Here is a 14403-nt window from a genome sequence, read left to right as displayed (position 1 = left end):
GGCTGACTAACTGAAAGTCCTTTCTTTCCGTTTTCCGTTTTCCGTTTTCCGTTTTCCGTTTTCCGTTTTCCGTTTTCCGTTTTCCGTTTTCCGTTTTCCGTTTTCCGTTTTCCGTTTTCCGTTTTCCGTTTTCCGTTTTCCGTTTTCCGTTTTCCGTTTTCTAACAGCCAAAAAAAACGGTCAACCTAAGTCGACCGTTTTCTTCATGCTTTATAGCGCTTATTCCGAAACCGCTTTATCTTTATTTGGCTTAATTATGACTTCGCGCTGACCTTCAAAGAACTCATCATAACTAGGAGCAATGATTTCAACATCATCCACCTCTTCATTTGATAGGCCTTGCTTCGCTTTATAATTATTAAACTTCAATTCCCACAAACCTTGATATTTATGCTCTGTTAACGATGCTATATCTTGGCGATTACGCTGGATGGTTGGTCTTAAGAAGATCAAAAGGTTACGTTTGGTTTTCTCCAGACTGGTACTTTTGAACAACTCACCCAACCAAGGAATATCGCCCAAAAGAGGAACCTTCTGCACCACGTCTTTTTCTTGATCAGAAATCAAACCACCCAATACAATCGTCTGGCGGTTATCCACCAAAATAGAAGTCTTCAATGTACGTTTGTCGGTAATTAAGTCCGTTGCAATCGCTGACTCACTCACCGATTCTACTTCTTGTTCTACATCTAGCATCACCACATCACCATCGGTGATCTTAGGTACCACTTTTAAAGTGACCCCCACATCCTGACGCTCGATGGTCTGGTATGGGTTTGTTGTTCCATCACCAGAAGTAGTGGTAGAACCAGTAATGAAAGGTACGTTCTGACCGACAACGATTTCAGCTTCCTGATTATCCAGAGTCATAATGCTTGGAGTAGAAAGCAAGTTGCTGTTGTCCACTGCTTCTAACGCCTGGACCAACACCCCCCAAGTGAAATCGCCTTCGCCACCAATACCACCGGTAAAGCCATTTCCTGGAGTGATGTTTTCAGTAGAATCATTTACTAGTGCACCAATCAAAGCAGAAGAACTTACACCGACATTACTAAAGTTCGTTCCCAAGGCTGGTACATCGCCAAAGCCACCTAACGCCCATTGAATACCTAAGTCTTCACCAATGTTGCCTTGGACTTCAACAATCACTGATTCAATCAATACCTGTGCACGACGAATATCCAACTGTCGAATCACATCCTCGATTTCTGCCATATCAGAAGGGGATGCTTTAACGACCAATGCGTTCATATCCTTATCAGCAAGGATATTGGCTTTCTGCTGGCCTTTATTCTCTTTGCCTGATGCACCTTCAGTCACTAGACCTTTAAGCGTTTCAGCTACTTTTTCTGCATCTGCATGTTTCAGATAAATGACTTTGGCAGAGCCATCCTGTTTCACAGGCTGATCCAAACGACTAACTAAGGCTACGATACGCTGGCGAGCAGACTTTTCACCTTTCACAATCAAACGATTACTGCGCTCATCGGCCACTACAGAAATAGTCGAGTTTTTAGCTTTGCTCACGTCTGGGATCAGCTTCTCAAGAATGCCTTTTAAATCACCCACCCAAGCATGCTCTAGCTGAACCACTTCTAACTCTTCACTTTCAGAACTATCGAGGTTCTTGATGATAGCCATCATACGTTCAATATTGCTGACGTGATCACTGATAATAAGAGAGTTAGCAGAAGCAACGCCCGCCAAATGACCGTACTTTGCCACCATAGGTCTCAGAATAGGTACCAATTCAATAGCGCTGGTGTTCGTCACCTTGATAACACGAGTAACAACTTCTTCGCCCTTCTTACGGCGCTTGCCATCAAATGCTGCGCCTTCTTGCTTCACTTCATTCTGCTGAATGACCTTAACCACATGACCGCTTTCAACGGCGGTATATCCATGTACCTGAAGAACCGAAAGGAAAAGTTGATACACCTCATCCGTAGGTAATGCGGTATTTGAAACCACGGTAACCTTGCCTTTTACACGAGGATCAACCACAAAGGTTTTACCAGTAATATCAGCAATCTGACTCACTAATACTCGAATGTCGGCCTCTTTAAGGTTTACTTTCCAGGTGTCTTGCTCTGCCCATACGTGAGACGAGATAGCAAAAGAGGCCATCAATACGACGGCCGCTATCAATCGACTAAACGGAGAAAACATTTTCACTTTCATACCTCAACTCATTTCATCGCTGGCAGACTCTCTCTATTTGAGAGGTACTGTAATTTCAAACTGGCGAGAACCTCGTTCAATCAAAACACTCGCCTGGCCTTGTTGAAAGACCTCATCCATATAATCGCCATCCGAATTGACATCACCTACGTCAATGCCGTTTATAGAACGAATAATGTCACCCTTTTGAATACCGTATCTTTCCATCATCGGGTTCTGACCTGAAAATCGATAACCCATCGCCTGATCCGGGTTGACGGGTTCGAACCCTACCGCTCCTAGCGCCGATAGTGGATTCTTTTTCCATTGCTTTTTCGCAGCGGATGCAAATTGATCAACTGTATCAATTTTCTCTTTCGGCTTTGCATCAGATTTCACCGCCGCTTTCGGCGCTTCAGAAGCCACTTCAAATAAATTCTCTTCATCATCGAAATACAGGGCTTCTAAGCGACCGTTACGATTCAGGATGACTCGATCCGCATGCACCTGCTCTAACTTCACACCGTTTTGAATGGTGTCGCCAACCCGATAAAAATCGGCATCAGATTTCCCACCTTGTTGTGAAACAATTGCAGTAGAAGACGCTTCATTATCAGCCACAAACACACCCAGCAGCTGCAAACGCAGACGAGTCTTAGGCGCATCCACCACCGCTTCTTTTGCTTCTGCTACTTGCTGCTTTGGCGCTTCACCAAACAGTAACGCACTAACAATACTTAAGGACTTACCTGATGCTGCACTCTCATTGTTACCTGAGATCGCCGTTGCAGCCTTTACTATTGGCAAAGGTTCAGGGGAAACAATCATCCATACCGCTTGAGCCGCAATATTGGCAAGCCAAACACAAAACAAAAGTGACAATACCACTTTGGCTTTATTCATCAGCTTCATCACTTTGTCTGGAGTAACACTTGTCAACATCTACTGAGCCACGTCTTAAAACTTACACTCTAAAATAACCACGCTTTCGGCGGTTACCATAATTTTTCACGTACCTGGAAAATCACATCATCCGGCTGTTGATTTCCCACCCAGGTTTGACCGACTAAATCTACGCTTCGCTTGCGAACTTTCAGTCCAGCCCACCCCTGATTCATTACAAATACCGATGCCAATGCTGCACCGTCATCACCGGATAACACACTCAATACAGCGCCTTTATCATCATTCGATAAGCGGCCGGCAATATCGGGTAATGTGATGTTCTCAATGCCTTTCGGCCCAGGATAAGTCGCTTGTGCTTCCTGCCAAAGTAAGCGACCGCTCGCAGATTCAATCGTCTTGGTTTGATGATCAAACGCCAAACTTAAATCATACAGCTTAACAATGCCCTGCCCCGAAACCCGTTGCGTTTTTAAGTAAGGATTCAATAAAGGAACTTGGACTTTTCCCGTTAGCCCACTGAACTCTAGCGACGATGTTGACACCGTCATAGCTGCCGACAACTCAGTCTCTCGACCTACATTCAGATTGACGTTAACTTGAGGAGATAAAGTCAGTAAAGACATTCCATTAACGGACCAGGACACATCTGCGTTGAGCTGTTGATAACTTAATGTCCCTTGACCAGTCCAAATTGTTCCAGACACAGACTGAATTTTCACAGGTGTACGCTGAAGCACATCGTCCGCAACCTTGAGTGCAAATTGAGCTGGAAAATAAACAACCAGAAAAATGACAAACAGCATTACTGTCAAAAAGACATACCAACGAGCTGCTTTAACTGCTGACCACAAATGAGAACCCTCTAATCGTCCTTGCCACTATTATTATTCTGAGCTGATCTATTATAGAGAGGCTCATTCACAGCACAACCATCCTATTAGGTAAAAATACAGTTTTTCGACGTTGTTGCACATTCTGAGGGATGATTATGACTTTTCTGTAACCTTCAAGAAGGAAATTATCGACTAACGATATATTTATCTAATTATTACCCACCTCAACGAGCCTAATTCGTTCCGATTATACCTGTAGACAAGAGCAAGCCCGGCTTGAATTAGCCTCCATCCATCCAATTGACATAGATTGTTATGAATATGGCACTATTAGCATGTTTGTTAAGAACGACTTCAAAGTTCAGGCAACGAATGCCTAAATAAGAGACACAAAAAAGCCTCGCATTTGCGAGGCTTTTCAGCGTTAAGCAACTAGGGGCAGAGATTACATCATGCCGCCCATGCCACCCATGCCGCCCATATCAGGCATTGCAGGAGCACCACCTTCTTGAGGCGCATCAGCAACCATAGCTTCAGTTGTGATCATAAGACCCGCAACAGAAGATGCCGCTTGAAGAGCAGAACGAGTTACTTTTACAGGATCAAGGATACCGAATTCGATCATGTCGCCGTATTCGCCTTGCGCTGCGTTGTAACCAAAGTTACCTTCGCCGGCCTTAACTTTCTCAAGCACTACAGAACCTTCTTCACCGCAGTTTGCTACGATCTGACGAAGAGGCGCTTCAAGAGCACGACGAGCCAAAGCAATACCTACGTTTTGGTCTTCGTTTGAACCTTCAACGTTATCCGCTTTAGTTAGTGCACGTACTAGCGCAACACCACCACCAGCAACAACACCTTCTTCAACTGCTGCGCGAGTTGCATGAAGTGCATCGTCAACGCGAGCTTTCTTCTCTTTCATTTCAACTTCAGAAGCAGCACCTACTTTGATTACTGCAACACCACCAGCTAGCTTAGCAACACGCTCTTGTAGCTTTTCTTTGTCGTAATCAGAAGTAGACTGTTCAATTTCAGTACGAATCTGAGCAACACGTGCGTCGATGTCGTCTTTATCACCAGCACCGTCAACGATGATCGTGTTTTCTTTGGTTAGAGTTACACGCTTAGCAGAACCTAGGTGCTCAAGTGTTGTAGTTTCTAGAGACATACCCACTTCTTCAGAAATCACAGTACCTGCAGTTAGGATTGCGATGTCCTGAAGCATTGCTTTACGACGATCACCAAAGCCAGGTGCCTTAACAGCTGCAACTTTAACAATGCCGCGCATGTTGTTAACAACCAAAGTTGCCAATGCTTCGCCTTCAACGTCTTCAGCAACGATCAATAGCGGACGAGACGCTTTCGCTACTGCTTCTAGTACTGGAAGCAAGTCACGGATGTTAGAGATTTTCTTATCAACAAGCAGAATGAATGGGTTTTCAAGCTCTGCAGACATAGAGTCTTGATTGTTGATGAAGTAAGGAGACAGATAGCCGCGGTCAAACTGCATACCTTCAACTACGTCTAGCTCGTCTTCGAAACCAGAACCTTCTTCAACAGTGATCACACCGTCTTGACCTACTTTCTCCATAGCATCCGCGATTACAGTACCTACTGCATCGTCAGAGTTTGCAGAAATAGTTGCTACTTGTTTAATCGCATTGTAGTCAGAACATGGCGCTGACATCTCTTTCAACTGCTCAACAACAGCAGCAGATAGCTTGTCGATACCACGCTTAAGATCCATTGGGTTCATGCCTGCAGCAACAGACTTAAGACCTTCGTTAACCAAAGCTTGAGCAAGAACAGTAGCAGTAGTCGTACCGTCACCCGCCTGATCGTTTGCTTGAGACGCTACTTCTTTAACCATTTGAGCGCCCATGTTTTCGAACTTGTCTTGAAGTTCGATTTCTTTCGCTACAGAAACACCGTCTTTAGTTACGGTTGGAGCACCGAAAGATTTATCCAAAACTACGTTACGACCTTTTGGACCCAAAGTTGTTTTTACTGCATCAGCAAGGATGTTCACACCTTGCAACATCTTTTGACGAGCGTCATCACCGAACAATACGTCTTTAGCTGCCATTTCATTCACCTAATATAAAAATTCTTATTCCATTGCCAATGAACCATCTAATCGTTCAAAAGCAGTCCACAAATTTATTAAATTTGATTAAGCGTTTTAGCTCTTATGCTTCAAGCACACCGAAGATTTCACCTTCGCCAAGAACCAACAGCTCTTCACCATCAACAGTTACTGTTTGAACGTAACCACCGAAAAGCACGGTATCACCAACTTTCAAATCAACTGGACAAACTTCACCGTTATCCAAAACACGACCGTTGCCTACAGCCAACACTTCACCTTGATTAGGTTTTTCTGTCGCAGAACCTGGCAATACAATACCGCCAGCAGACTTAGTCTCTTCTTCCTTACGACGAACTACAACACGATCACCTAGTGGACGAATTTTCATTGTTAAGTGTCTCCCACTTAATACATTTAACGTTATTGGTTAACTGCACATGATTGTGCAAATTTTTGATAATCCCTATCTATGGACGACCAAATAGAATTCAAGGGATATTTGAAAAAATTTTTTATTTTTTTCGCTCGTACTCACCCTCAATGACATTTGGGTTTTGAGAGGCGTTTGGTCGCGCTTCCGAATGAGAGCTATTTGCTCGGGAGCTATCGAAACCGGACGAGTCAGACTCAAACGATCGATCAAAACCTGGACCTTGCTGGAACGATGAAGCACTGTTCACATAAACCGCACGAGCCGCCATAACTTTCATTCGCGACATTCCATAAGCAATGTACATATGACGAGTGCCAGGCAATAAACAAGAAAAACCGATGACATCTGTCACCAATCCAGGGGTTAATAACAAAGCACCACCAACCGCCAGAACAATACCTTCGACCATTTCAGACGCCGGCATTTCACCTTGTGCCAAACGTTGATTGGCTTTGGTAAATGTCTTAAGCCCCTGTTGTCTTAATAAATTCACACCGATAAAGGCTGTTCCCAAAATCAGGGCAACAGTTGGCCATACCCCTAGCCAATTACCTATCTTGAGTAATATGATGAGTTCAATTACGGGAAGCGTACAAAACAGTAAAAACAACCAGCGCATCTTTTAATTAACTCCAATTGAGAATGTTATCCACAGCGAGAATTCATAACGTGGCTATTTCCCAGCAAGAATTTCACGATGCAGTACTCTTTATATTGGGACAAATTCCAAAAGGAAAAGTCACCACCTATGGAAAAATTGCACAATTAGCCGGTTATCCTAATCATTCCCGCCATGTAGGAAAGATTCTGTCCAAACTTCCATCCGATACCAGCATTCCATGGCACAGAGTAATCAACGGACAAGGCAGAATTTCCTTTCCAGAACACTCAGAACGCTACCACGTTCAAAAAGATAAACTTGAACACGAAGGCATTTCTTTTCTTAACGGCCGGATAAATTTAAAACAGATTGGGTGGCAGCCTTAGCTAACGGCTCAACATGCTTCACGTTCTTGAGTCTTTATCCAAATCCGGACGTTTCTTTAGCAGCCAGAAAATAATCAAAAACGCTGGCACTCCGATTACTGAAGCATAGATAAAGAACCACTCGTAGCCATGCCAATCCACCAGCACACCAGAATAGCCACCAATGAACTTTCCAGGCAGTGTCATCAGAGAACTAAACAAAGCGTATTGAGTAGCTGTAAACGAGCGAGAGGTTAAGCTCGATAAGAAAGCAATAAAAGCAACATTCGCCAAACCGCCACTAAAGTTATCGGCACTGATGACTACAGCTAACATCGTCAGTGTTGGCTCGTTCATCCCCGCCAACACGGCAAACAGCAGGTTGGTAATAGCCACCAGCCCCGCCCCCAATAACAGCGGGCGCAACAAGCCATACTTAACAACAATCAAGCCACCCACAGCTGAACCTGCGATCGTTAAAAAGAAGCCAAATATTTTGGTGACACTGGCGATCTCAGATTTAGAGAACCCCATATCGATATAGAAAGGGTTGGCCATCACGCCCATCGTGATGTCACTGATACGATATATTCCCACTACCAGTAAAAGGTATACGGCCCACATACCGTAACGACGAACAAAATCGGTAAAAGGACAAACAACAGCGAAGGTAAACCAACGCGCTAGTGTACGAAACCAGAAAGGATAAGATTGAACTTCGCGAGTCACCCACTCTACTTCAGCCAGCGATTCATCAATGGCATCACCGTCTTTTCGCTGAACATTGGGCGCAATAAGCACACCTAATACGCCAACGCCAACAAGAACAGTCATCAATAGATAAGCCGTAGACCAATTAAAGAAGTGAGCCATATAAAAGGCCCCGGCTCCCGCCACCAATAACGCTACTCGGTAACCAAAGATATAAGCTGCAGACATAACCCCTTGTCGTTCTGCTTCAGCAACTTCAATACGATAAGCATCAATGGCGATGTCCTGAGTCGCGGAAGAGAAAGCCACTAATAGCGCAAAAAGGGCAAGCATAGTGACGGTATGATCCATCTGGTTTACTTCTGACAGATGTATACCACTCAACGCCATACCTAACAGACCACAAGCAATGCCCATTTGAGCTATCAGCATCCAGCTTCGGCGCTGCCCAAACAATCGATTTAATCCAGGCAACGCTACTCTGTCGACGACAGGCGCCCAAAACACCTTGATCGAATAGGTGATGCCAATCCAACTGAAAAAGCCGATAGTTGAACGGCTCACATCACCATCTCGAAGCCATGCAGATAATGTTGAAAAAACCAAAAGAAAAGGAAGTCCGGCGGAAAAGCCTAATAGCAATAAGACCAGCACTCGACGCTCAAAGTAAGCTTTCAGTGCATCAAACCAACTGACGCTGCGTCTCTCACTGCGACTCAGATCACACTCCGTTTGTGCGTCAATAGCATCCTTCCCCAACTTTTTACCCCAACCTTTTCCTGTTTATTGAGTGAATTGTTAACTTAGTCTTACTTTTGCTTTTTCCTCATGAAGAGCTATGTTGAATTTGGTACATTATTTTCAACAGAGCGTTTCAATAACAAAACAAAAAATACGACGCTTCACTATAAAAATAACAAATCTGGTCGAACCAACGCTGTTATGGCCGGAACAGATCGAATGATCGAACATAAGCGAGAATAGAGCCCAACGGGGACAGCCAAATGACAGACACATCATTACCTATCGTTGTAGTAGACGACGCCAAGTTTTCTGGAGCCATCGTCGAGCGAACGCTGAAAAAGGCAGGATACACCAATATACGTGTTGCCAGCCACCCGGCACAAGCACTAGACATGCTAAATAAAGAGCCTGCTCGCTTATTAATAGCGGACTGGATGATGCCAGATATGGATGGGCTCACCCTTGCCCAACGCATCCGTATTATGGATCAAGAAAAACAACACTTTACCTACATTCTTCTTCTCACCGGTAAAGAAAGCCCAGAAGCTCTATCCCATGCATTCAGCCATGGTGTTGATGATTTCATTTATAAATCAGACATGCATCAACAACTGATTCCTAGAGTCTCAGCAGCTGCCAGAACAACTAACATGCTGAATTTGTTAATGCGTAACAATACAACGCTTAAAAAGAACGTACAGGTACTAGAGCGCTGCAATCACACCGATTTACTCACAGGCTTGGGAAACAAACGCCTAGCGTTGAGAACATTGACTAACGCCATCAAACAAGTAGAAAGCCGACAAGGTGCGGTCTGCTGTATCACCTTCAGCTTGGATAACATTGAAGAAATTGAAGAGCATCACAAAGGCCCAATCGCCCAAGAGATGATCAAAGGCGCAGCACAAAGATTACAGAGCCTAGTAAGACCTATGGATGTGGTGACTCGTTTAGGGAAAAACCATTTTTCTGTGATCACAGTTCAATCCAATATTGAAGACTGCAGCCCTCTCGCATTCAAGCGCATCTATGACGGCATAGCCAACAAACCTTATCCGACTCCAGCAGGCTACTTAACGCTTAATATCAGTGCGTCACTGATCAGTGCAGAACGCTTAGGAAGCATGCCTTCCGCACAACAGTTACTAAACACCAGTCTTGGTAATTTAGGATATGCCAAAGATAAAAACGGGATCTATGCTGAGCAATGGCATTCACAAGCACGCCAATTTCAGGAAAACCCTTCCTCGATGGTAGCGTCCTAAACCACTCCGCAACCATGTAGACCCACTAAGAAGTTCAGTCAAATTTTACTGGACTTCTTTTTCCTCATGACTATGCTTGAAAGTTATGGGAAAACAAGCAATTTTGGATATAAATCAAGGTATTTATCTAGTAAAACTTGATGCAGCCTCACGTAAACAGCTCGTCAATAACAGCTTGGATAACTACCAAATCAGAACTCTGTTAATCGATCTCAGTCATCGGATGGGCATCGGAGTCATAGCTTATTGCATCACAAATCAATCGCTGGTGATTCTCTATCAAGCCCCTGCGTCGCCCGAGCCTTTTATCCAAAACATCATTAAGCAATATTCAGCCTACGCTAATCGTACCAACCAAAAGCGTGGCGCGTTAATCAAAGCGGATTATCAATTAGTACTCATCGAACCTGAACAACCATTATTAGATGCATTCCATTTAGTGCATAACTTTCCAGTAACAGAAGAACTGATTTCAGAAGCGGAAAACTATTCGGATTCCAGCTATCAGGAATACAGTAAGAACCTTCAAAATACTTGGCTATCAACTAAAGTCATTTGCCCATTGATTGGCCGACACGAAACCATGCTCAGCCGTCGCTTCAGAGATCTGATTAAACAACCCGCCGTGTACAAATATCCTGAAGTTATATCAGGTAATCAGCCAGACAAACTGGCTTATTGTTCACCAAATTATCTAGATCAGCTTTATGCCCAACCTGTTGCCCTTCCCAATGGCATAGGTTTAGAAGAAGTCATTCAGTTTGTCTGCAATTTATATCAGTTCAAACCGATTCAATTACAAACAATGAGAAGACATCGTCTCATGCCAGAGTTAAAAGGCATGATTGCATTCTTATGTCAGGAATATGAAATCGCTGATCCCGCCGCAGTTCAATCCGAACTCTTTATGGATGATTTTGATTATGAACGCGGGCTAAGGCTCATCACGCAGCTTTCAGATACGGAAATGTATGAAAGAAAGCATGGCTTTGAACAACTGCTATTTCAAATGGATCAACGTCTACCATACAACAATGACAGTCCACTCACAGATTCCGAAGAGCAACCGGACAACGTCCATGTACTCATGACTTCTCCGCACGTAGCCATCGACAGTCCCGATGAACACAGAGGTTTTGAACACACTGACGATCATACCAATCCTGAGCTGATGGACGAGCAGTTACCTGATTCACAGTCACAGAACGACTCGGATAATCATGTATTAGATGACAATCCGGACGATACTTCGACTAAAGCTGTTTAACTGTCATACCGATCAATCACCCCCAAACACTCGTTTCCTGATAATCATATGTCCCAATCTGATCTTATCGAGCCGTGGCACATTGCAGGCCCTGGAGCAATAGGTTTATTGCTGCATTCCAAGCTTCAACAGGCAACCGAATCACACCTATTCCCGATCATGATTCATCGCTCCCACCAACCTGCTTATGATAACTATCAAGTGATTGATCAGGATTCGACTTCTCTGTATCCAATACACTGGTTTAACCAAGAGCAAGTCATTCACAACCTCATTATCACGACAAAAAGCTACCAGGTACTGGATTGCATAACCCAGCTGATTCCGTTTCTTTCAACAGAAGCAAACATCGTGTTACTCCATAATGGATTAGGTATTCAACAAACCGCGGTTAAGCGTTGGCCTGCGTTCAATTTCTTTGCGGGCTCAACCACGGAAGGCGCTTGGAAGTCGGAAGAAAATAAAGTCATTTATGCAGGGCAAGGCGAAACCTTAATCGGGAGCATGAGCAGTAATGAGTGTCTCTGGTGGGAAAAGTCCTCTTTATCCAAAGCAGGCTTTCATTGGCAAGAAAACATCATGACCCAGCTTCATACCAAAGTAGCCATTAATGCAGCGATTAATCCACTGACGGTCCTTTTTGAATGCCAAAATGGCGACCTTCTAACTTCTGAGAAGCGTTTCTCGTTAATGAAAACGCTTTGCCAAGAAACCCAAACAGTGCTCGCAAAAGAAGGGTATCCTATTGATACCTTGGTGGATATTGTAACTCAGGTTGCACAACGAACCGGCGCTAACTTCTCCTCAAGCTACCAAGATTGGCAACATAACCGACAAACCGAGCTATCCTCTATGAATGGCTATATTCAATCGCTGGCCAAGAAACATAAAATAAATACACCCGTTCATGACAAAGTGATGGAAGAGGTATCCTTAAAAGCATTAATCTAACGAGCTAGCTTCTAAGATAAATACAAAGGATCAACCTGACAGGGATTTCTTAATAACAACATGTTAAACAAACTTAAGAGCTACTTATCCCACAGTAAAGTCAGTCAAAAATTACTTTTGATGCTACTAACGACGGCCATAGTCACGGCTGCTATTGTGCTCTTTTCTACATTCAGTATTTTACGTTTTGCCATACACACACAGGTAGAGCCGGATTACGTATCGAACTTAAAACTGTTTATTGAACAGCAATCCTCTTTTGAACAAATTAAAACACGACTACCATTACTCTCTCGCATCAGCGCACAATCGATAAAGCTTCACCAACTGACCTTTTTTGATGATCAGGGAGAACTGATTCTACACCACGGCAATGCGCCAAAGTCCAAACACTTACACCAGCTTTATGCCCACTTTTTAAATGACACGGGCCATACACCAAAAATCTTTGAAGTCTCTCTGAAAGATGGAAGCCACTTTACAGCTTTGGCCGCTTATAACTATCGAATTGAACAGCTGCTAAACTCCAAGTTTTTACTCATGTCCGTCGCTTTACTGTTCACAGCCATTCTTCTTATTCGAGTTATACAAATGCAGAGTAAGCGCTGGCTCATTGAACCTATCCTGCACCTGAAGGCAGTTACTCACCAAGTCTCTTCCCATCAAAACTACAGCGTCCGGGCGAACAAAGTCTATTTCGATGAAATCGGTAATTTGGTAGACGCCTTTAATACCATGCTGAGCCAAATACAAGCCAGAGATCACTTACTCACAGATGCTAGGGATAAGGCCAATAGAGCGCAGCAAAGAGCCGAAACCTCTTCTATGGAAACGGCCAGAACGAACCTTCGCCTAGAAGAGGAAGCCAGAGTTCGCTCCGCCATGGAAAGGAAGTTACTAGAGTTCCAAGACTTCCTTAACGGCATTATTAACTCCATGCCCTCCATGCTGATTGCGCTCACCCCCAGATATCGAATTACCTTGTGGAACAAACGAGCCGAACAGCTAAGCTCCATTCCAGCTGGACAAGCAATTAATCACCGCATTGATGATGTTTTTCCTAACATGCTGTTTTATTTAGACCTAGTTCATCAAGCCAGCAGTACTGGAACCACTCAAAATGTTAGTCAGGCAGAGTTTAAGATTGCCGGAGAAACCCGCTACTTCTCAATTATGATATATCCGCTAAACGAAAGTGGTTTGGAAGATGTGGTTATCAAGCTAGATGACATTACCGATGAGAAGCACCTCCAAGAATTGGTTGTTCAATCGGAAAAAATGATGTCTCTCGGTGGGCTGGCTGCTGGTATGGCGCATGAAATCAACAACCCATTAGGCGGCATTTTACAAAACGTTCAAAACCTGACTCGACGCCTATCCCCCGGTCTTCCCAAAAATCAACAAGTAGCGGAAGATCTTGGCTTATCAATGCAAGATATTGGACTGTATCTTAAGTCTCGCGAGGTTCCCGAACTTATTGATAACATCACTCGTGCAGGCCACCGAGCCGTTGATATTGTAACCAACATGCTGCAATTTAGCCGTAATGCCGATCCAACCCTTGAGCTCTGCAATATTATTGAACTCACGAAACAAGCGTTGGAAATCGCCCGAACAGAAACCACCTTTAATGAACTCCAGCAACATCACAGCTTAACCATTCGAGAGCATTATACCGATGGCATTCCAGCCGTTCCCTGTATCCAAAGCGAAATTGAACAAGTAATCATCAACTTACTTAAAAACGCCGCTCAGGTTCTCAGTGAACACGGCAGCCCCAGTGGCACCCCTGAAATATTACTGACGGTAAAACAACAGGATAACTATGCAGTGATTCAGGTTCAGGACAATGGGATTGGTATGGACGATAAAACACGTCGTAAGGTGTTTGACCCCTTCTTCACCACCAAAGATATAGGTAAAGGAACCGGTCTAGGCTTATCGGTTTCTTACTTTATCATCTCCAGCCATCACCATGGTTTACTTGATGTGACCTCAGAACCCAATAAAGGAGCGTGCTTTACTATCAAACTGCCCTTCAGAAGTTTACGAGTACAAAGCAGCTAACATTTACGATT

Annotated in this window: 12 protein-coding genes; 5 read left to right on the top strand and 7 right to left on the bottom strand. The window is 43.9% G+C overall.

From position 1 onward, the window contains the following. Positions 1-219 precede the first annotated feature (219 nt). The 6 genes from gspD to ACFOEK_RS00415 all read right to left on the bottom strand — a co-directional run bounded on the left by gspD (position 220) and on the right by ACFOEK_RS00415 (position 7040). Entirely contained in the window at positions 220-2181 is a 1962-nt protein-coding gene (gene gspD / locus ACFOEK_RS00440; RefSeq protein ID WP_386714505.1) for a type II secretion system secretin GspD, read from the bottom strand. Positions 2182-2214: 33 nt separating this feature from the next. Continuing rightward, positions 2215-3102 carry a type II secretion system protein N gene (locus ACFOEK_RS00435; protein ID WP_386714502.1) on the bottom strand — a complete coding sequence of 296 codons (888 nt, stop codon included), beginning with the start codon at positions 3100-3102 and terminating at the stop codon, positions 2215-2217. Positions 3103-3155: 53 nt separating this feature from the next. Then, a complete protein-coding gene (gene gspN, locus ACFOEK_RS00430; RefSeq protein ID WP_386714499.1) occupies positions 3156-3917 on the bottom strand; it encodes a type II secretion system protein N in 762 nt (253 codons plus the stop codon). A 427-nt stretch (positions 3918-4344) separates the two neighbouring features. Beyond that, complete coding sequence (gene groL, locus ACFOEK_RS00425; RefSeq protein WP_386714496.1) at positions 4345-5985, bottom strand: chaperonin GroEL; 1641 nt, start codon at positions 5983-5985, stop codon at positions 4345-4347. Positions 5986-6088: 103 nt separating this feature from the next. Then, positions 6089-6376 (bottom strand): co-chaperone GroES, encoded by a 288-nt coding sequence (locus tag ACFOEK_RS00420; RefSeq protein ID WP_386714493.1) that lies wholly within the window; start codon positions 6374-6376, stop codon positions 6089-6091. A 124-nt stretch (positions 6377-6500) separates the two neighbouring features. Further along, the gene (locus ACFOEK_RS00415) at positions 6501-7040 is read right to left on the bottom strand and encodes an FxsA family protein (RefSeq protein ID WP_386714490.1); all 540 of its coding nucleotides are present in this window, start codon (positions 7038-7040) and stop codon (positions 6501-6503) included. Positions 7041-7090: 50 nt separating this feature from the next. Between ACFOEK_RS00415 and ACFOEK_RS00410 the strand changes: the two genes are divergently transcribed. Beyond that, positions 7091-7408: an MGMT family protein gene (locus tag ACFOEK_RS00410; RefSeq protein ID WP_386714487.1), complete on the top strand. Its 318-nt coding sequence runs from the start codon at positions 7091-7093 to the stop codon at positions 7406-7408. An 18-nt stretch (positions 7409-7426) separates the two neighbouring features. Here ACFOEK_RS00410 and ACFOEK_RS00405 read toward each other — a convergent pair whose 3' ends face one another. Continuing rightward, complete coding sequence (locus ACFOEK_RS00405; protein ID WP_386714484.1) at positions 7427-8857, bottom strand: AmpG family muropeptide MFS transporter; 1431 nt, start codon at positions 8855-8857, stop codon at positions 7427-7429. A 245-nt stretch (positions 8858-9102) separates the two neighbouring features. On the opposite strand from ACFOEK_RS00405, the gene ACFOEK_RS00400 reads away from it, so the two are divergent. The 4 genes from ACFOEK_RS00400 to ACFOEK_RS00385 all read left to right on the top strand — a co-directional run bounded on the left by ACFOEK_RS00400 (position 9103) and on the right by ACFOEK_RS00385 (position 14392). Continuing rightward, the gene (locus tag ACFOEK_RS00400) at positions 9103-10107 is read left to right on the top strand and encodes a GGDEF domain-containing response regulator (RefSeq protein ID WP_386714481.1); all 1005 of its coding nucleotides are present in this window, start codon (positions 9103-9105) and stop codon (positions 10105-10107) included. Between the two features lie 85 nt (positions 10108-10192). Then, on the top strand, positions 10193-11374 hold the full coding sequence (locus ACFOEK_RS00395) for a hypothetical protein (protein WP_386714478.1): 1182 nt from the start codon (positions 10193-10195) through the stop codon (positions 11372-11374). A gap of 48 nt (positions 11375-11422) precedes the next feature. Beyond that, a complete protein-coding gene (locus ACFOEK_RS00390; RefSeq protein WP_386714475.1) occupies positions 11423-12325 on the top strand; it encodes a ketopantoate reductase family protein in 903 nt (300 codons plus the stop codon). A 60-nt stretch (positions 12326-12385) separates the two neighbouring features. Beyond that, positions 12386-14392, top strand: a complete 2007-nt coding sequence (locus ACFOEK_RS00385; protein ID WP_386714472.1) for an ATP-binding protein — start codon at positions 12386-12388, stop codon at positions 14390-14392. The last annotated feature ends 11 nt before the right edge of the window (positions 14393-14403 follow it).

The organism is Litoribrevibacter euphylliae (assembly GCF_042646085.1).
Taxonomy (GTDB): domain Bacteria; phylum Pseudomonadota; class Gammaproteobacteria; order Pseudomonadales; family Litoribrevibacteraceae; genus Litoribrevibacter; species Litoribrevibacter euphylliae.
Note: the sequence above shows the minus strand (reverse complement) of the source record. Positions and strands in the feature narration are given on the sequence as shown.